The following is a 17,414-nucleotide window of genomic DNA, read 5'->3' as shown; positions in this document are numbered from 1 at the left end:
TTGTGGTTTTAGCGGAAAAAACCTCCCACGATGAAACAACCTTCGCTTCTTTCGAAGGTGGACCATTCAGCAGACAGCCGCCTTCTGAAAGGACTGTCCTTCATTCAATCATAAAAGACCTTTTTTTGCCCATGGAGAGAGAGGTTGCGGAATACGCAACCCCCCCCCGGACAGCACGTCGGCCTTAGTCTTCAATCACGATGCCCATGCTGCGAGCCGTGCCTTCAACCATGCGCATGGCTGCTTCAATGCTCGCCGCATTCAAATCCGGCATTTTCAACTCGGCAATCTCACGCACTTTGTCGCGCTTGATCGTCGCCACTTTGTTGCGGTTCGGTTCGCCGGAGCCCGATTCGATGCCGGCCGCTTTTTTCAACAATACAGCGGCTGGCGGCGTTTTCGTGATGAATGTAAATGAACGGTCCTCAAAAACCGTAATTTCAACCGGAATGATCAACCCTGCTTGGTCGGCTGTACGGGCATTAAACTCTTTACAAAACGCCATAATATTAACACCGGCTTGACCTAACGCAGGACCTACTGGCGGCGCCGGATTCGCTTTCCCTGCAGGAATTTGCAGTTTGACGATCTTGATTACTTTTTTCGCCACGAGACACACCTCCTTAAGTCCGTGATGTGGTAATAGGGATTGCCCCTCCCACTCATTTGGCTCTATATAGAAAGAGCCGCTCCATATCTCCCGTTTCCGTCGGGAGGATCAGCGCATAAAGCACGTTTGCTCCCTTATACAGCGCGTATAAGTTCATCGCTGCATGCCTTGTCTAAAACTCAAGACATACTGACTTTAAAATATTATCACTTTTCAATAGTGATTGCAAGTTGTTTTCCATTAGATTTTTTCTATTTGCGAAAACTCCAACTCCATCCGCGTTTCGCGCCCGAACATGTCGACAAGCAGCTTCACCTTATGTTTATCAGGGTCAATCGCTTCAATTTTTCCGGTGAAATTCGCAAACGGACCTTCTTTAATCCGGACCGTCTCGCTGACCTCATAGTCGACATCAACATCAGCGAGCGGCATGCCCATCCGCTTCAAAATCATTTTTACTTCTTCCTCCATGAGCGGTGTCGGTTTCGAACCGGCTCCGCTCGAACCGACAAACCCGGTCACGCCCGGTGTGTTGCGCACGACGTACCATGAATCATCGGTCATGACCATTTCAACGAGCACATAGCCAGGAAATACTTTCCTTTTTGTCGTTTTCCGTTTTCCATTCTTAATGTCCGTTTCCGTCTCCTCTGGGACGACAACCCGGAAAATTTTATCTTGCATCCCCATTGATTCAACGCGTTTTTCCAAATTGGCTTTCACTTTATTTTCGTATCCCGAATATGTATGGACGACATACCAGTTTTTCTCCATCAGCGAGCCTCCCTAGGGCGGTTTTCATTTTGTGTTTTTGCGCAAAACAAAAACCCGTTGCCGGGTTCCATACTCGTACGATTATCTTTCATTATAGCATATCATTCGCCCGCTTATTCAAACACAAGGCGAATTAACTGCGAAATGCCGAGATCAACAACGGCAAAAAAGATGGTGAAGAACGCCACCGTGGCCAACACAACCGCCGTATAGTTGACTAGCTCCTTTCTGTTTGGCCAACTTACCTTTTTCAGTTCGCGTACGACTTCTTTAAAAAAGTTGGTTACTCGCTGCATCACTCGTACCTCCACGATTGCTCAAAACTGTCCCCACCGCTCACTTTGTTTCACGATGGGCGGTATGTTTGTTGCATGTTGGGCAAAATTTATTGGCCATTAGGCGCTCACCAAGGCGGTTTGCCTGTTTTGTAGTCGTATAGTTCCGGCTTCCACACTGCGCGCAAGCGAGCGTTACTTTTTGGCGCATAAACATTTCACCGTTCCCGTAAGATGTCCATAAAAATTTATCATATCAACGTTTCTGCTGTCAATGCCATGTTTTCGTCTGCCCTTGGCGCAGGCCGGTGCGCCGCCTATAAACTAATCTCCCGATATTCCAAATATTTCTCAAGCTTCCGTTTGACCCGTTGCAAAGCGTTATCGATCGATTTAACATGGCGGTTCAACTCTTCAGAAATCTCTTGGTACGAACGCCCATCCAAATATAGAGCAAGCACTTTCCGCTCGAGGTCGCTTAGCAGCTCTGCCATCTTCAGCTCAATATCGTCGACTTCCTCGCGGTTGACAATCAATTCTTCCGGATCTGTCGCCTGCGCGCCGGACAACACGTCCATCAGCGTCCGGTCTGATTCGTCATCGTAAATGGGCTTGTCCAAGGAAACGTAAGAATTGAGCGGAATGTGTTTTTGGCGGGTCGCCGTTTTAATGGCGGTGATCATTTGCCTTGTGATACAAAGCTCTGCAAACGCTTTAAACGAAGAGAGCTTGTCTCCTTTAAAATCACGGACTGCCTTATACAGCCCGATCATCCCTTCCTGCACGATATCTTCCCGATCAGCCCCGACTAAAAAGTATGAGCGGGCTTTGGCGCGCACGAAGTTTTGGTATTTGTGAATTAAAAAATCAAGTGCTTCTCCATCCCCTTTATGAACAAGTGCGACAAGTTGTTCATCCTCCAGCTTTTGATAGTCCCTTACCTTGTCTACTTTGAAGCATTCCCCCACGCTGATCCCCCCGACCGCATCAATCGCTAACATTTATTATACAGTACAAATTTTTACAGCGTCAACCGCTCATTTTTGCCCTCTTCGCCATTTTTCAAAAATTTCGGCAACTTTATCATTGAGCGGCATTTTTGAAATCGGGGTGCGGTATCTTATATCCCGCAGCTTTTTGGAAATGTCCCGCTCGACCGTCTCGATTTCGTATAGCAGTTCGCGCGCCGATTTGCGCAAGGCGCCTTGGCTGAACACCGTCCATTGTTCCGTATAATCAGATGTCGCTACATATACCTTTGTGCGCGCATTCATGAACGTTTTTGCCAACCGTTCAATCCGTTCATCAGCTGTTTCATGTTCTTTTGTAAAAATGACGTCGATATCGTAATGTTTATACTTTTTCTCGTTTCCTTGCACGAGGTGGGCATCAAACACGATCACAACATGATCCCCGGTGAACCCTTTGTAATCGGCCATCTTATCAATCAGCAAATCCCTTGCCGCGGCAAGATCGCCCTCCTCTTTTAACCGGCGCAACGCCGGCCATGCCCCGATGATGTTGTAGCCGTCAACGATCAAAATGTTCATCGGCTACTCTCCTAATGGATACCGTTTCCGGTACACCTCATACATGAGCAGACCGGCGGCAACGGACGCATTGAGCGAGGTGACATGCCCGCGCATCGGCAGCCGGAATAGAAAATCGCACTTTTCAAGCACTAAGCGGCTGATGCCTTTTCCTTCGCTGCCGATCACAAGCGCCAGCGGCATCGTGCCGTCAAGCATACGGTAGTCGTCTTTGGCAGACGCGTCGGTGCCGGCTATCCAAACCCCCCGCTCTTTTAGTTCGTCGATCGTCCGCGCCAAGTTCGTCACGCGCGCGACTGGAACGTGCTCAATCGCTCCAGTGGACGCCTTCGCAACCGTTGATGTCAGCCCGACGGAACGCCGCTTCGGGATGATGAGACCGTGCGCTCCGACCGCATCGGCCGTCCGCATGATGGCGCCTAAATTATGGGGATCCTCGAGCTCGTCCAACACAAGGAAAAACGGCGCCTCTTCCCGTCGAGCGGCGCGGGCGAATAAGTCATCCACCTCATAGTAGCGGTACGCCGCCGCCTGAGCGACGATCCCTTGGTGCGCCCCCTCGGCCATTTGATCAAGCTTGCGCTTCGGGACATATTGGACGAGTACGCCCCGCCGCTTTGCCCATTCGAGGACGGGCTCGACGGCATGACGCTGCGCCCCTTCGGCGATCCAAATTTTATTGATGTCGCGCCCGGATTTGAGCGCTTCAATGACCGGATTTCTGCCGATAATGTAATCCATCATTCCAACGCCCTTTCTTCCCTTTCAATAATGGCAAATGAACGGCTGATCAGCTCCTCGACCCGACGGCCGTTGTCCTGCAAAAAATGATAGCCGATCAACGCTTCGAACGCTGTACTGTGCCGGTACGTCTGAACATCCGTGTTTTTCGGGATCGTGCCGGATTTGGCGTTGCGGCCACGGCGGACGATGGCTTGCTCTTCGGCGGTCAGCGCGCCTTCATCGAGCAAAGCTAAAATGACTTTCGCCTGCGCCCGCGCTGACACGTAGCAAACCGCCCGCCGGTGCAATTCATGAGGCCGAACGCTCCCCATGGCCAGCAAGTGGCGGCGCACGTACACTTCATAAACCGCATCGCCAATATAGGCGAGCGCCAAGCCGTTTAACTGTTTGACATCACGAACGGTCTCAAACTGTGCCATCGCTTATAATCCCCGTTTCCATCTCGTTCCTTGCGGCGTATCTTCCAAAATAATGTTTTTGGCTTTCAGCTCATCGCGGATGCGGTCAGCCAACGCGAAGTCCCGATTTTTCCGCGCCTCGTTTCGCCTTTGGATCAGTGCTTCGATTTCCTCGTCAAGCAGCTCCTCTTGCTTTGGCTTTGGATCGAGGCCAAGGACGTTCATCAACTGTTCAAATTCGCGCAAAAACGCACCAATAACGGTTTCAGATGTCGTTTTTTCCTGCAAATACAAGTTTGCTTGCTTCGCCAAGTCAAACAGTACAGCGATGCCATTGGCCGTGTTGAAATCGTCGTCCATCTCACGGATGAATGATTCGCGGGCCGCAGCGATACGCGACAGCCATTCATCATCGTTGTCGGTTAAGTTCGTGCTTGCCCCGAGCCGGTGCTGCAAGTTGCCATAGGCTGTCTTCAAGCGTTCGAGCCCGCGTCTTGCACTCTCGAGCAGCTCTTCGCTGTAGTTGATCGGGTGGCGATAATGGACCGACAACATAAAGAAACGCAACACTTGCGGGTCAATCTGCCGGATGATATCGTGAACGAGCACGAAGTTGCCGAGCGACTTCGACATTTTTTCGTTGTTAATATTTAAATACCCATTGTGCAGCCAGTATTTCGCAAACGGTTTGCCGGTCAGTGCTTCCGATTGGGCGATTTCATTTTCATGGTGCGGAAACGTCAAATCTTGGCCGCCGGCGTGAATGTCGATTGTATCACCCAAATACTTGCGCGCCATCGCTGAGCATTCGATATGCCAGCCCGGCCGCCCTTTTCCCCATGGACTGTCCCAACAAATCTCTCCTTCTTTCGCCGCTTTCCAAAGGGCGAAATCGAGCGGGTCGTCTTTTTTCTCGCCGACTTCGATGCGCGCTCCAGCCTGCAATTCATCGATCGACTGATGCGACAGCTTGCCATAGCCGGAAAACTTGCGCGTCCGGTAGTAGACGTCGCCGTCCACCTCGTACGCATACCCCTTGTCGATAAGCGTCTGAATAAATTCGATAATCGTTTCGATATTTTCCGTCACGCGCGGGTGGATGTCCGCTTTTTTGCAACCAAGCGCTTGAATGTCTTCAAAATATGCGTCAATAAACCGCTCAGCGATCGCCGGCACGCTTTCGCCAAGCTCACGGGCCGCCTTAATCAGTTTATCGTCGACATCCGTAAAGTTGGATACGTACGTCACATCATAGCCGCGGAACTCCAAATAGCGCCGAATCGTGTCAAAGACGATGGCGGCCCGGGCATTGCCAATATGAATATAATTATAGACCGTCGGGCCGCACACATACATTTTCACTTTGTTCGGTTCAAGCGGCTCAAACGGTTCCTTTTTTCGCGTCAGCGTGTTATAAAGCCGGATGCTGCTCATATTCGCTCTTCCTTTCGTGTTGTTTCAATGCCTCCAGCTCGCTTTTTAGCCGGTTGATTTCCTCCTCAAGCTCCCGGAACCGGTCGGCGATCGGGTCCGGCAAATCGGTATGGTTCAAATCTTTTTTCACTTTCACCCCATCACGCACGACCACGCGGCCGGGGATGCCGACAACCGTTGAATTCGGCGGCACGTCTTTTAGCACCACCGATCCGGCGCCGATTTTCGAGTTTTCCCCGATCGTAATCGAACCGAGCACTTTCGCGCCGGCAGCGATTAAACAGTTGTCTTTAATCGTCGGATGGCGCTTCCCTTTTTCTTTTCCCGTCCCGCCTAATGTCACTCCTTGATAGACGGTGACGTTGTCGCCAATTTCGCATGTCTCACCGATTACGACTCCCATGCCGTGGTCGATGAAAAAGCGACGCCCGATTTTTGCGCCCGGATGGATTTCAATGCCGGTGAAAAAGCGGCTAATTTGTGAAACCAAACGGGCAAGAAAGAAAAATTTCCGTTTGTAAAGCGCGTGGGCGACCCGGTGCGCCCAGATGGCATGCAACCCAGAATACGTTAAAATGACTTCCAAATAGCTTCTTGCTGCCGGGTCTTGGTCGAAAATCACTTCGATGTCTTCTTTTAATGTTTTAAACATAGCGTGTCCTCCCTCCATCCCATTGATTATAATGAATAAAAAAGCGCCCCTGTGCCGAAGACACAGAGACGCTTTTGGCGCGGTTCCACTCTGTTTAGCGAAACGGATGCGCCGTTTCGCCCACTCGAGTCTGATAACGGAGATGCTCCGCTCCCCTCTACTGCAGAACGTCTCTGTTCCGGTTCGAAAGGAGGCTCCGAGGCGCATTTCAGACAACAACGGGCATAAACCGCTCCCAGCCAAGGCGGTTCTCTCTGGAATGCCGATGTTTCCTACTTCTCCTCGTCAACGCTTTGCCATTATATACGCTTGTTCAACTGATAAACTTTGTATTATTATACCACAGCCGTCAAGCAAACGTGCATAAAAGAACAGCTAAAATTTTTCTTGCAGTACCCGTTCGAGCCGTTCGATCACTTTTTCTTTGCCAAGCAGCTGGATGGCAAACGGCAGTTCCGGTCCGTGCGTTTGTCCAGTCACGGCGGCGCGAATCGGCATAAACAACTTCTTCCCTTTTTGTCCGGTTGACTTTTGCACCGCTTTGATCGCCGCTTTAATCTCATCAGCTGTAAACGCCTCAAGCTCGCGCACGTTCGCCAAAAAGGCGGAAAGCACGTCCGGCACTTGCTCTTCAGCGAGCACTTGGCGCGCTTCGTCCTCGTACTCGACTTCCTCCTTAAAGAACAGCTCGGACAGCGGGACGATCTCCGCCCCGTAACTCATTTGCTCCTGGTACAAGGCGATCAAATCGCGCGCCCATTGCTGCTGTTCGTCGCTCATGTCCGCCGGCAGGCGCCCGGCCTTCACCAAATGCGGCAAGGCCAACTCAACGAGCCGGTCCAAATCAAGTCGCTTCACATATTGATTGTTCATCCACGTCAGCTTTTTTGTGTCAAACATTGACGGCGACTTCGACAGCCGCGAAACATCAAATATGCGGATGAGTTCGTCTTTCGAAAAAATTTCTTCTTCCCCTTCCGGCGACCAGCCAAGGAGGGCAAAAAAGTTGAACATCGCCTCGGGTAAATAGCCAAGCTCTTTGTATTGCGACACGAACTGAATGATCGATTCATCACGCTTGGACAGCTTTTTCCGCTGTTCGTTGACAATCAATGTCAAATGGGCAAACTGCGGCGGCTCCCAACCGAAATATTCATACACCATCAACTGCTTCGGCGTGTTGGACAAGTGCTCTTCGCCGCGGAACACATGGCTGATTTCCATTAAATGGTCGTCAATAACAACAGCAAAGTTGTACGTCGGAATACCGTTCGCCTTTACAATGACCCAGTCGCCGATATCTTTCGATTCAAACGTCACTTTGCCACGCACTAGATCGTCAACTTCATACGTTTTCCCTTCGGGCACTTTCAGGCGGATCGTATACGGTTTGCCTTGAGCTTCAAACTCTGCAATTTGCTCCGGCGTCAAATGGCGGCATTTGCCGCTGTATTGCGGAGCGGCAATACCTGCCGCCCGCTGCTCCTCCCGTTCCCGCTCAAGTTCCTCCGGTGTGCAAAAACATTTGTAGGCATGCCCTTGTTCAATTAATTCGTTCACATACTTTCGGTAGATGTTCAGCCGCTCCGTCTGCCGATACGGCCCGTATCCGCCGTCCTTATCGACCGATTCGTCATAATCGATGCCGAGCCATTTTAAGTTTTCAAGCTGCGACTGTTCGCCGCCTTCCACGTTCCGTTCAATATCCGTATCTTCGATGCGGACGATCATTTTTCCGCCATGATGACGAGCAAACAAATAGTTAAACAGCGCTGTCCGCGCCCCGCCGATATGCAAATGACCGGTCGGGCTCGGCGCATAACGCACACGCACGTCTTTTGCCATCGTCCAACCCCTCCACTTCCATCAAAAACTTGTGCTATTATTGTACCGTTTATCGTAACAAAGTTCAAAACGGACGGCTCACCTTCCAGACGGCGCCTAAATGCCCCGAGCGAAAAAACAGGAGGCCAGAATGCCTTCGGACTGTTGCACCGCCGCTTCCCGGGCGATCTTCCGGAAGCGTCGCATCGCCAAAATGTTACACCCCGCTCTTTTGCAGCAGCACGACCACTTGAGCGGCAATGCCTTCTTCTCGCCCAGTGAACCCGAGCTTTTCTGTCGTCGTCGCCTTCACATTCACTTGCGAACGTTCGGCTTCAAGCAGCCGGGCGATCACCGCTTTCATCTCCTCAATGTGCGGTGCCATCTTCGGCTTTTGCGCGATAATGATGCAGTCCGCGTTCACTAATGCATACCCTTCTTGTCGGACGAGCGTCCATACGTGCGCCAACAACTCGGTTGAGTCCGCGTCTTTATAGCGCGGGTCAGTATCCGGGAAGTGCCGCCCGATATCGCCGGCGCCAATGGCCCCAAGACATGCATCCGCCACTGCGTGAAGCAGCACATCCGCATCTGAGTGGCCAAGCAACCCTTTCTCATACGGAATATGTACGCCGCCAATGATGAGCGGACGCCCTTCCACCAATTGATGGACATCAAACCCTTGTCCAATGCGAAACATGTCTTCACCCCCATCTACTCCGCGATGCGGCTCGCTAAAATCGCCTCGGCAAATAACAGGTCTTCCGGGGTTGTCAACTTAATGTTGCGATAATCCCCTTCCAAAATTTTCACTGGCTTGCCGAGCCGCTCAACTAGGCTGGCATCGTCTGTGCCGAGGCAACCGGCTTTTTTCGCCTCTTCGTGCGCTTCCATGATCAAAGACAGACGAAAAGCTTGTGGTGTTTGCACCGCCCACAAGCTGGAACGATCAATCGTCTGTTCGACAAATAAACCGTCCGCTTTTTTGATCGTGTCTTTTACCCGCACCGCTGGAACAGCCGCCCCATATTGAACAGCGGCATCCGCCAGCTCGTGCAAATGCCGGACGCGAACAAACGGACGGGCGCCGTCGTGAATGAGGACAATCTCCCCTCCCTTCAGCGCCTGCAACCCGTTATACACACTATGCTGCCGCTCCTCACCGCCGTTGGCGAACGCTGCTACTTTTCGAATGCAGTAGCGTTCGAGCAGTTGTTCAATCCGGCTTCGCTCAGCCGGATTGACGACAAGCACAATGCCGGTGCATCGTTCATCACCCTCGAATACTTTCAGCGTTCGGACGATGAGCGGCTCACCCCCAAGCTTAATAAATTGCTTGTTCATCCCGGCGTTCATCCGCTTTCCTTGCCCGGCCGCCAATACGATTGCTTCATAATTCATTGGACGTTTCCCCTGTTCTTGTTAAAGCGCCTTTTGCAACAGTTTCAGTTTGGCAAAAATCATTCTCCCCGCAGATGTTTGTAACACGCTGGTGACCAGGACGTCAACCCGTTTGCCGATATATTCTTTGCCGTCTTCAACAACGATCATCGTCCCATCATCCAAATAGGCGACACCTTGGTTATGTTCTTTTCCGTCTTTAATGACGTGCACATTCAGCTCTTCGCCCGGCAGCACGACCGGTTTGACAGCGTTGGCTAAGTCGTTGATATTGAGGACGCGCACATTTTGCAGCTCGCACACTTTGTTTAAATTGAAATCGTTCGTGACCACCACTCCCTGAAGCTGTTTCGCCAACTTAACGAGCTTGCTATCGACTTCCTGCACATCATTGAAATCCGCCTCGTGAATTTCCACTTTCATCGCCATCTCTTTTTGGATGCGGTTCAAAATATCCAAACCGCGGCGGCCGCGGTTTCGTTTCAATACATCGGAGGAATCCGCAATATGCTGAAGCTCCTCTAACACAAAACGGGGAATGACAAGCGGCCCTTCCAAAAACCCGGTTTGGCAAATGTCCGCGATCCGTCCGTCAATGATGACGCTTGTGTCTAAAATTTTCACCGCTCCGCCTTTAGGCGTTTCAGTTTCAACTTCTCCGCCTTTTTTCTTCGTCATTCGATTGGAAAGGGAAAATAAGTTCATCAGCTCATTCCGTTTCTTTAAACCAACGCGAAACCCTAAATAACCAAGCAGCACAGTCAAAAAAATCGGCAGCACCGTATTCAGCACTTGAATGCGAAACGATTGCAGCGGCATAACGACTAAAAACGCGATAATAAGACCAAAAATCAGCCCGAGACTGCCAAATAGCACGTCAGCAGCCGGTGCCTTTACCAGCGTCTCTTCCGCCCAGCGAATCATATCGACGACATAATCGACAAGCCAAAACGTCAGCAAAAAGAAAAGAACAGCCCCCAACACCGCCAACGTATAGGAATTATTGACAAGCGATATGCCGCTTACATTCAACAGCTCAAGCAAATCGGGCAAAAACATGGCGCCCAGCGTTCCACCCACCGCGAGAAAAAATAGTTGTACAACACGTCTGACCATCGGTTCATCTTCACCTCCCTATCTAACATTATAAACAGTTTCCAATGTTTGAAACCAATTGGAAGGCAATTTTTAACCGTTTTTGAACATTCGACATCTACTTGTAATCATGAGCAGCAGGTGCTGGCACAGCGCCCGGCTCGCTCCGGCCCCTACTATTTTTTACGTCCGTCGAAACAAAAAGGTTCAGTCATTTTATGCAGTTTATAACATCGTATGCTCAAGCGCCTCGGTCACATGCGAAACACCGATCACGTTAACGCCCACAGGCGGCTGCCAGCCAGCCAAATTGTTTTTTGGCACAATGACGCGGGAAAAACCTAACTTGACAGCCTCCTGTACGCGCTGTTCAATACGGGAAACGCGGCGTACCTCCCCGGTCAAGCCGACTTCGCCGATAATGACATCGGCCGGATTTGTCGGCCGGTCGCGGAAACTCGAGGCAATGCTGACGGCGACCGCCAAATCGATGGCCGGTTCGTCAAGCTTCACTCCTCCTGCCACTTTCAAATAAGCATCTTGATTTTGCAACAGCAGTCCGACCCGCTTTTCGAGCACAGCCATCAGAAGCGACACACGGTTATGATCAAGGCCGGTCGCCATCCGCCTCGGGTTGCCGAAGCTTGTCGGCGAGACGAGCGCCTGGATTTCCACCAATACCGGACGCGTCCCTTCCATGGCCGCCACTACCGTCGATCCGGCCGCTCCGCGCGACCGCTCTTCCAAAAACACTTCAGACGGGTTTTCCACTTCTCTTAACCCCATGTCGCGCATTTCAAAAATACCGATTTCATTCGTCGAGCCAAAGCGGTTTTTCACCGCCCGCAAAATACGGTACGTGTGATGCCGCTCGCCTTCAAAATAAAGAACAGTGTCAACCATATGCTCTAAGATGCGCGGCCCGGCGATCGCCCCTTCTTTCGTCACATGGCCGACGATAAAAATGGCGACGCCTTTTGTCTTGGCGATTTTCATCAACTCGGCAGTACACTCGCGCACTTGGGCGACGCTGCCCGGCGCTGACGTAATATCCGTCCGGTACATCGTCTGAATCGAATCAATGACGACACAGGCAGGCCGAATCGTTTCAATTGCTGTTACAATATATTCCAAATTCGCCTCCGCTAACACATACAGTTGATCAGATTCAGCGCGAAGACGTCCGGCGCGCAGCTTCACTTGCTTCGTCGATTCCTCGCCGGATATATACAACACGGTGTGTCCGGCTGCAGCGAGCTGCGCCGATGTCTGCAACAGCAACGTCGACTTGCCGATGCCCGGGTCGCCGCCAATTAAGACGAGCGAACCTGTCACAATCCCTCCACCGAGCACGCGATTGAGCTCCGCACTTTTCGTTTCAATACGCGGCTCTTGCACCGCCTGAACGGCCGTAATCGGAATCGGTTTGGCCGTTTCCGACGGCTCCGAATGAAGAAACGTCCCGCGCACAGCCGGCTTCGCCCGCTCGATTTCTTCAACGAACGAGTTCCACGTTTGACAGCCTGGACAGCGGCCGAGCCATTTGGCGGATTCATACCCACATTCCTGGCAAACAAATTTCGTTTTCTTTTTAACCATTCATCTAACCCTTTCTACAACATTGTCCGTACGAAAAAAAGGTATGGGCAGCAAGCTGCCGCATACCTTTTTTCCTTTATACGACCGCCTGTTTCGACAAGACGACAAACTCTCCGTCTTTCACATCGACAACAACTTTTTGCCCTTTGGCGATCGTGCCTTTTAATAGCTCCTCAGACAAACGGTCTTCGATATGTTTTTGCAAGGCGCGGCGCAATGGGCGGGCCCCATATTCCGGATCAAACCCTTCGGCGGCAATTTTCTCAATCGCTGCCTCAGTCAGTTCAAGATCAATATCTTGTTCCTTCAACCGCTTCACAAGCGTATCGGCCATCAGGCGGACAATTTGTTTTAGGTGATCTTTTTCGAGCGAATGGAAGACGATAATTTCGTCGATCCGGTTCAAAAACTCCGGTCGGAACGCTTTTTTCAGTTCGTCCATCACCTTACTTTTCATGTCCTGATATTGCTGGTTTCCATCTTGAATGTTAAAGCCGACGTACTTGTTCCGCTTCAAGGCGTCCGCACCGACGTTGGATGTCATAATAATAATCGTGTTGCGGAAGTCGACTGTCCGTCCTTTCGAGTCGGTCAACCGCCCGTCCTCTAATACTTGCAGCAAAATATTAAACACGTCAGGATGCGCTTTTTCCATTTCATCCAACAGAACGACCGAGTATGGCTTCCGGCGCACTTTTTCCGTCAGCTGACCGCCTTCTTCATAGCCGACATACCCTGGCGGCGACCCGATGAGCCGCGATGTTGAGTGTTTCTCCATATACTCGGACATATCAATGCGGATGAGGGCGTCTTCATCCCCAAACATTGCCTCGGCCAATGCACGGGCCAATTCCGTTTTCCCAACGCCGGTCGGACCAAGGAAAATGAACGAACCGATCGGGCGTTTCGGGTCTTTCAAACCAGCCCGGGCGCGGCGCACCGCTTTAGCAACTGCCTTAACCGCCTCGTCCTGACCGACGACGCGCGCGTGCAAAATTTCCTCCAGCTTGAGCAGCCGCTCCGTTTCCGTTTCGGCCAGCTTCGATACCGGAATGCCGGTCCAACTTGAGACAACAGCGGCGATATCTTCGACCGTTACTTCAGAGTTTTCTTGACCTTGCTTTTCTTTCCATGCCCGTTTCGTTTCCTCAAGCTCTTCGCGCAGCCGTTGTTCCATATCGCGCAGCGAGGCCGCTTTTTCAAACTCTTGGCTTTGGACAGCTGCATCTTTTTCTTTCCGCACTTCTTCGAGCTTTTGCTCCAGTTCTTTTAGTTTCGGCGGCGCCGTGAACGAACGGAGACGCACTTTTGAGCAAGCTTCGTCGATCAAGTCGATCGCTTTATCCGGCAGGAACCGGTCGGTAATGTAACGGTCGGACAGTTTGACTGCCTGCACGATCGCCTCATCGGAGATCGAGACGCGATGGTGCGCCTCATATCGGTCGCGCAACCCTTTTAAAATTTGAATGGACTCCTCAACCGTCGGCTCATCCACGTGAATCGGTTGGAAGCGGCGTTCAAGCGCGGCATCTTTTTCGATGTATTTCCGGTATTCATCAAGCGTTGTCGCACCGATACATTGCAATTCTCCGCGCGCTAGGGCCGGTTTTAAAATGTTCGACGCATCGATGGCTCCTTCCGCCCCCCCGGCGCCGATTAACGTATGGAGTTCATCGATGAACAAAATGATATTGCCAGCCTGACGAATTTCGTCCATCACTTTTTTCAGCCGGTCTTCAAATTCGCCGCGGTATTTCGTCCCAGCGACCACCGTACCCATATCAAGCGTCATGACCCGTTTATCACGCAATGTTTCCGGTACTTCATTATTGACGATTTGCTGAGCCAATCCTTCGGCGATCGCGGTTTTCCCGACACCCGGTTCACCGATCAACACCGGATTGTTTTTCGTCCGCCGGCTCAACACTTCAATCACGCGCTGAATTTCTTTGCTGCGGCCGATGACCGGATCAAGCCGTCCTTCACGGGCAATCGCCGTCAAATCACGGGCGAGGCTGTCAAGCGTCGGTGTGCTTACATGTGAGGCGCCTCCACCACCGTGGCCTGATACCGATTCATTGCTGCCGAGCAGCTGCAACACTTGTTGGCGCGCTTTGTTCAAACTCACCCCTAAGTTGTTCAACACGCGGGCAGCTACTCCTTCGCCCTCGCGGATCAATCCAAGCAAAATATGTTCCGTCCCGACGTACGAATGACCGAGCTTCCGCGCCTCATCCATCGACAGCTCAATCACTTTTTTCGCCCGCGGTGTGTAATGGATCGTATGCGACACTTCACTGCCGCGGCCGATGAGCGATTCGACCTCTTTCTGAATTTTATCCGGGCCAAGCCCGAGCGCCATAAGCGCTTTAGCGGCGATCCCTTCGCCTTCGCGGATCAGCCCGAGCAAAATGTGTTCCGTGCCAATATTGTTATGGCCGAGGCGAATGGCTTCTTCCTGTGCCAACGCCAGCACTTTTTGTGCCCGTTCCGTAAATCTGCCAAACATCATCGTTCATCACCCTCCATCTTTCTTCGTTCTTCCATCTTTAATCGTTCCCGAATTAATGCGGCCCGACGAACATCCCGTTCCTCAGGGCGGAGCGCCCCGCCGGCATATTGCTGCAGAAAGCCTGGCTGTGTTAAAATCATCAGCTCGTTTAAAATGTTACGCGAAATGTTTTGGATGTACCCTAAATCAATTCCTAAACGCACATCTGACAGGCACTGTGCCGCCTCTTTCGACTCGATGACGCGACAGTTGGCCAATATGCCGTATGAGCGGAACACCTTGTCTTCTAATTGTATGCCTAAAGTTTTCACTAATGCGTGACGGGCCGCTCTTTCTTGAGCAATCAGCTGTTGGACGATCGTGTGCAAATCCGCGACGATGTCCTCCTCCGATTTTCCAAGCGTGATTTGGTTCGAGATTTGAAAAATGTTACCCAACGCCTCGCTTCCTTCCCCATACGTGCCGCGGACGACAAGACCGAGTTGGTTGATGGCGGGGATAATGCGGTTGATCTGTTGCGTCAACACAAGCGCCGGAAGATGCATCATCACGGACGCCCGAAGCCCTGTCCCGACGTTCGTCGGGCAGCTCGTTAAGTAACCAAGCCGCTCATCAAACGCATAGTTGACGTGCCCTTCAATCCAATCGTCCAATTCGCTCGCCGCCTCAAGCGCCTCAGCAAGTTGCAACCCCGGAAATAAGCATTGGATGCGAATATGGTCCTCTTCATTGATCATAATGCTAATTTCCTCATTCTCCGAGAGCAGACAGGCGCCAAATGGCGAATCCTCAGCCAAATGTGGACTAATTAAATGCTTTTCTACTAATACCCGTTTTTCAATCGGCTGAAGCTCCGACATTTTCAACAGCTCGAACTCGCCTGTCCCTCCATATGAACGGTGGGCAAACGTCCGCTCAAACAAAGAGACGATTTGTTTTGCCTCCTCGCTGTTAAACAACGTTGGGAAGTGAAAATCGATAATATTGCGGGCCAGCCGGATGCGGCTGCTCAAGACAATGTCCGAATCTGGTCCCTCTTGACTCATCCAAGCGCTGACCGCCGTATTGAAAAATTTCTCAAACGACATACGGCTACATATCCCCCTCTCCGCGTTGGCGAAGTTCATCCTCTAAAGAGCGGATTTGATCGCGCACTTCAGCCGCCCGCTCAAATTCCTCACGGGCAACCAACTCTTGGAGCTTTTGCTTCAGCACAGCAAGCTGCTTGCGCAAATGGAGAACGCCGCCTTTCCGTTTCGGAATTTTTCCTGAATGGGCGGTATTTCCGCTATGAAGCCGTTTCAAAATCGGCGGCAAGTAGCGAGCAAACGTACGGTAACAGTCAGCACAGCCAAACCGCCCGATTTGCGTAAACTGGTGATACGTCATGTTGCACGTCTCACATTGAAGCAAGTCCGGGTTCGGAAACGCATTGGCCGTCATTTCTTTCATGGGGGCTTGGAAGTTGAGCAGCCCTGCTAACAAATTGTTGAGTGGAAAGTCATCATGACCGTAGAGCATAAACATATGGCCATGCTCTTTAGCGCATTGCTCACAAAGATGGAATTCCGCTTTTTCGCCGTTGACAATTTTCGTAAAATGCATCGTTGCCGGTCGCTGCTTGCATTCTTGGCAAATCAACGCCTCCCCCTCCCTTACTTGTATTTTAACGACGTCAACATCGCCTTTAACATACGAGCCCGCAGTTCGTCCCGCTCGGGCAAGCCAATGTATAAAACGGAGCGATCCATCACGCTTAACATTATTTTCGCTTCCCGCTCCGAAATCACCTTTTCTTCCACAAGACGTTTTACCACATCTTCGGCATTCGACTGGCTAATGCGGTGGCTAATAAGTCCAAGTAGCTGGTCAATGAGCTGAGACTCGCTTTTTGTCTTCACCTTCATAATGCGGATATAGCCTCCGCCACCGCGCTTGCTTTCGACGATATACCCTCTCTCGAGTGTGAACCTCGTATTAATGACATAGTTAATTTGGGATGGAACGCATTGGAATTTATTAGCAATCTCACTTCGTTTAATTTCGACGATATCTTGGTCGCTCATATTGAGTACTTGCTTTAAATATTGCTCAATAATGTCGGAAATGTTTGGCACTCTACCTCCCACCTTCCTCACAACCAAGCTGTTTAGCAATGAAACCAGCTGCCATCTAATAAACGGACGATCCGTAGCAAAAATCTGGGATCATCGCCTTCTTGTTGACTTTGACTATATTTGACCTTACCTTTACTATATAATGTATTATGAAAAATTGCAAGAGTTACCGGAGAAATCAAACTAACTATAGAATATCCGTTTTTTCAGCTGACGAAACATCAGGTGGCTGATAAATGAAAAAGCACGCCTTTTTTCTAAAAAAGACGTGCTTTTTTCTTGCCTAGCAGCGACCTACTCTCGCAGGGGCGCTGGCCCCAACTACCATCGGCGCTGGAGGGCTTAACTTCCGTGTTCGGGATGGGAACGGGTGTTTCCCCTCCGCTATCACCACTAGGCCATATGAGGTTGTCAGGAATTCGTTCCCTG

At 51.1% G+C, this 17,414-nt stretch carries 19 protein-coding genes, 1 rRNA gene and 1 other annotated feature; all 20 genes read right to left on the bottom strand.

Annotation, left to right across the window (positions count from 1 at the left end):
* Positions 1-184: 184 nt before the first annotated feature.
* The 20 genes from rplK to rrf all read right to left on the bottom strand — a co-directional run bounded on the left by rplK (position 185) and on the right by rrf (position 17,383).
* Positions 185-610, bottom strand: a complete 426-nt coding sequence (gene rplK / locus ACTVDO_RS13230) for a 50S ribosomal protein L11 (RefSeq protein WP_008882034.1) — start codon at positions 608-610, stop codon at positions 185-187.
* Between the two features lie 240 nt (positions 611-850).
* Positions 851-1,384 (bottom strand): transcription termination/antitermination protein NusG, encoded by a 534-nt coding sequence (gene nusG, locus ACTVDO_RS13225; RefSeq protein ID WP_020958347.1) that lies wholly within the window; start codon positions 1,382-1,384, stop codon positions 851-853.
* 113 nt (positions 1,385-1,497) lie between these two features.
* Positions 1,498-1,680, bottom strand: a complete 183-nt coding sequence (gene secE / locus ACTVDO_RS13220; protein ID WP_020958346.1) for a preprotein translocase subunit SecE — start codon at positions 1,678-1,680, stop codon at positions 1,498-1,500.
* A 40-nt stretch (positions 1,681-1,720) separates the two neighbouring features.
* Positions 1,721-1,870, bottom strand: a complete 150-nt coding sequence (gene rpmG, locus ACTVDO_RS13215) for a 50S ribosomal protein L33 (protein ID WP_071990863.1) — start codon at positions 1,868-1,870, stop codon at positions 1,721-1,723.
* A 106-nt stretch (positions 1,871-1,976) separates the two neighbouring features.
* The gene (sigH, locus tag ACTVDO_RS13210) at positions 1,977-2,660 is read right to left on the bottom strand and encodes an RNA polymerase sporulation sigma factor SigH (protein ID WP_020958345.1); all 684 of its coding nucleotides are present in this window, start codon (positions 2,658-2,660) and stop codon (positions 1,977-1,979) included.
* A 36-nt stretch (positions 2,661-2,696) separates the two neighbouring features.
* On the bottom strand, positions 2,697-3,209 hold the full coding sequence (locus tag ACTVDO_RS13205) for an NYN domain-containing protein (RefSeq protein WP_020958344.1): 513 nt from the start codon (positions 3,207-3,209) through the stop codon (positions 2,697-2,699).
* Positions 3,210-3,212: 3 nt separating this feature from the next.
* Positions 3,213-3,950, bottom strand: a complete 738-nt coding sequence (rlmB, locus tag ACTVDO_RS13200) for a 23S rRNA (guanosine(2251)-2'-O)-methyltransferase RlmB (RefSeq protein ID WP_020958343.1) — start codon at positions 3,948-3,950, stop codon at positions 3,213-3,215.
* Positions 3,950-4,372 (bottom strand): Mini-ribonuclease 3, encoded by a 423-nt coding sequence (locus tag ACTVDO_RS13195; RefSeq protein WP_020958342.1) that lies wholly within the window; start codon positions 4,370-4,372, stop codon positions 3,950-3,952. The genes rlmB and ACTVDO_RS13195 overlap by 1 nt, the downstream gene beginning before the upstream one ends.
* Positions 4,373-4,375: 3 nt before the next feature.
* Positions 4,376-5,785 (bottom strand): cysteine--tRNA ligase, encoded by a 1,410-nt coding sequence (cysS, locus tag ACTVDO_RS13190; RefSeq protein ID WP_020958341.1) that lies wholly within the window; start codon positions 5,783-5,785, stop codon positions 4,376-4,378.
* Positions 5,763-6,455 carry a serine O-acetyltransferase gene (cysE, locus tag ACTVDO_RS13185; protein ID WP_256380470.1) on the bottom strand — a complete coding sequence of 231 codons (693 nt, stop codon included), beginning with the start codon at positions 6,453-6,455 and terminating at the stop codon, positions 5,763-5,765. Before cysE ends, cysS begins: the two co-directional genes overlap by 23 nt.
* Positions 6,456-6,498: 43 nt before the next feature.
* Positions 6,499-6,735 (bottom strand) — a binding site (T-box leader).
* 77 nt (positions 6,736-6,812) lie between these two features.
* Positions 6,813-8,282 carry a glutamate--tRNA ligase gene (gltX, locus tag ACTVDO_RS13180; protein ID WP_020958339.1) on the bottom strand — a complete coding sequence of 490 codons (1,470 nt, stop codon included), beginning with the start codon at positions 8,280-8,282 and terminating at the stop codon, positions 6,813-6,815.
* Positions 8,283-8,478: 196 nt separating this feature from the next.
* Positions 8,479-8,961 (bottom strand): 2-C-methyl-D-erythritol 2,4-cyclodiphosphate synthase, encoded by a 483-nt coding sequence (ispF, locus tag ACTVDO_RS13175; protein WP_020958338.1) that lies wholly within the window; start codon positions 8,959-8,961, stop codon positions 8,479-8,481.
* A 14-nt stretch (positions 8,962-8,975) separates the two neighbouring features.
* Complete coding sequence (gene ispD / locus ACTVDO_RS13170; RefSeq protein WP_020958337.1) at positions 8,976-9,662, bottom strand: 2-C-methyl-D-erythritol 4-phosphate cytidylyltransferase; 687 nt, start codon at positions 9,660-9,662, stop codon at positions 8,976-8,978.
* 21 nt (positions 9,663-9,683) lie between these two features.
* The gene (locus tag ACTVDO_RS13165; RefSeq protein WP_442901691.1) at positions 9,684-10,778 is read right to left on the bottom strand and encodes a PIN/TRAM domain-containing protein; all 1,095 of its coding nucleotides are present in this window, start codon (positions 10,776-10,778) and stop codon (positions 9,684-9,686) included.
* A gap of 204 nt (positions 10,779-10,982) precedes the next feature.
* Positions 10,983-12,356 (bottom strand): DNA repair protein RadA, encoded by a 1,374-nt coding sequence (gene radA / locus ACTVDO_RS13160; RefSeq protein ID WP_020958335.1) that lies wholly within the window; start codon positions 12,354-12,356, stop codon positions 10,983-10,985.
* 76 nt (positions 12,357-12,432) lie between these two features.
* On the bottom strand, positions 12,433-14,868 hold the full coding sequence (gene clpC, locus ACTVDO_RS13155) for an ATP-dependent protease ATP-binding subunit ClpC (protein ID WP_442901690.1): 2,436 nt from the start codon (positions 14,866-14,868) through the stop codon (positions 12,433-12,435).
* The gene (locus tag ACTVDO_RS13150; protein WP_020958333.1) at positions 14,865-15,956 is read right to left on the bottom strand and encodes a protein arginine kinase; all 1,092 of its coding nucleotides are present in this window, start codon (positions 15,954-15,956) and stop codon (positions 14,865-14,867) included. The genes clpC and ACTVDO_RS13150 overlap by 4 nt, the downstream gene beginning before the upstream one ends.
* Positions 15,957-15,960: 4 nt before the next feature.
* Entirely contained in the window at positions 15,961-16,509 is a 549-nt protein-coding gene (locus ACTVDO_RS13145) for a UvrB/UvrC motif-containing protein (protein WP_020958332.1), read from the bottom strand.
* Positions 16,510-16,523: 14 nt separating this feature from the next.
* Positions 16,524-16,985, bottom strand: a complete 462-nt coding sequence (ctsR, locus tag ACTVDO_RS13140) for a transcriptional regulator CtsR (protein ID WP_020958331.1) — start codon at positions 16,983-16,985, stop codon at positions 16,524-16,526.
* Positions 16,986-17,266: 281 nt separating this feature from the next.
* Positions 17,267-17,383: ribosomal RNA gene (gene rrf, locus ACTVDO_RS13135) — 5S ribosomal RNA — on the bottom strand.
* Positions 17,384-17,414 lie beyond the last annotated feature (31 nt).

Source organism: Geobacillus sp. BK01 (assembly GCF_052220245.1).
Taxonomy (GTDB): domain Bacteria; phylum Bacillota; class Bacilli; order Bacillales; family Anoxybacillaceae; genus Geobacillus.
Note: the sequence above shows the minus strand (reverse complement) of the source record. Positions and strands in the feature narration are given on the sequence as shown.

What these genes read in the sequence shown, in the direction of transcription:
- nusG (WP_020958347.1), bottom strand. Translation starts at nt 1,384, where the DNA reads ATGGAGAAAAACTGGTATGTCGTCCATACATATTCGGGATACGAAAAT.
- secE (WP_020958346.1), bottom strand. Translation starts at nt 1,680, where the DNA reads ATGCAGCGAGTAACCAACTTTTTTAAAGAAGTCGTACGCGAACTGAAA.
- rpmG (WP_071990863.1), bottom strand. Translation starts at nt 1,870, where the DNA reads ATGCGCCAAAAAGTAACGCTCGCTTGCGCGCAGTGTGGAAGCCGGAAC.
- sigH (WP_020958345.1), bottom strand. Translation starts at nt 2,660, where the DNA reads ATGTTAGCGATTGATGCGGTCGGGGGGATCAGCGTGGGGGAATGCTTC.
- ACTVDO_RS13205 (WP_020958344.1), bottom strand. Translation starts at nt 3,209, where the DNA reads ATGAACATTTTGATCGTTGACGGCTACAACATCATCGGGGCATGGCCG.
- rlmB (WP_020958343.1), bottom strand. Translation starts at nt 3,950, where the DNA reads ATGGATTACATTATCGGCAGAAATCCGGTCATTGAAGCGCTCAAATCC.
- ACTVDO_RS13195 (WP_020958342.1), bottom strand. Translation starts at nt 4,372, where the DNA reads ATGGCACAGTTTGAGACCGTTCGTGATGTCAAACAGTTAAACGGCTTG.
- cysS (WP_020958341.1), bottom strand. Translation starts at nt 5,785, where the DNA reads ATGAGCAGCATCCGGCTTTATAACACGCTGACGCGAAAAAAGGAACCG.
- cysE (WP_256380470.1), bottom strand. Translation starts at nt 6,455, where the DNA reads ATGGAGGGAGGACACGCTATGTTTAAAACATTAAAAGAAGACATCGAA.
- gltX (WP_020958339.1), bottom strand. Translation starts at nt 8,282, where the DNA reads ATGGCAAAAGACGTGCGTGTGCGTTATGCGCCGAGCCCGACCGGTCAT.
- ispF (WP_020958338.1), bottom strand. Translation starts at nt 8,961, where the DNA reads ATGTTTCGCATTGGACAAGGGTTTGATGTCCATCAATTGGTGGAAGGG.
- ispD (WP_020958337.1), bottom strand. Translation starts at nt 9,662, where the DNA reads ATGAATTATGAAGCAATCGTATTGGCGGCCGGGCAAGGAAAGCGGATG.
- ACTVDO_RS13165 (WP_442901691.1), bottom strand. Translation starts at nt 10,778, where the DNA reads ATGGTCAGACGTGTTGTACAACTATTTTTTCTCGCGGTGGGTGGAACG.
- radA (WP_020958335.1), bottom strand. Translation starts at nt 12,356, where the DNA reads ATGGTTAAAAAGAAAACGAAATTTGTTTGCCAGGAATGTGGGTATGAA.
- clpC (WP_442901690.1), bottom strand. Translation starts at nt 14,868, where the DNA reads ATGATGTTTGGCAGATTTACGGAACGGGCACAAAAAGTGCTGGCGTTG.
- ACTVDO_RS13150 (WP_020958333.1), bottom strand. Translation starts at nt 15,956, where the DNA reads ATGTCGTTTGAGAAATTTTTCAATACGGCGGTCAGCGCTTGGATGAGT.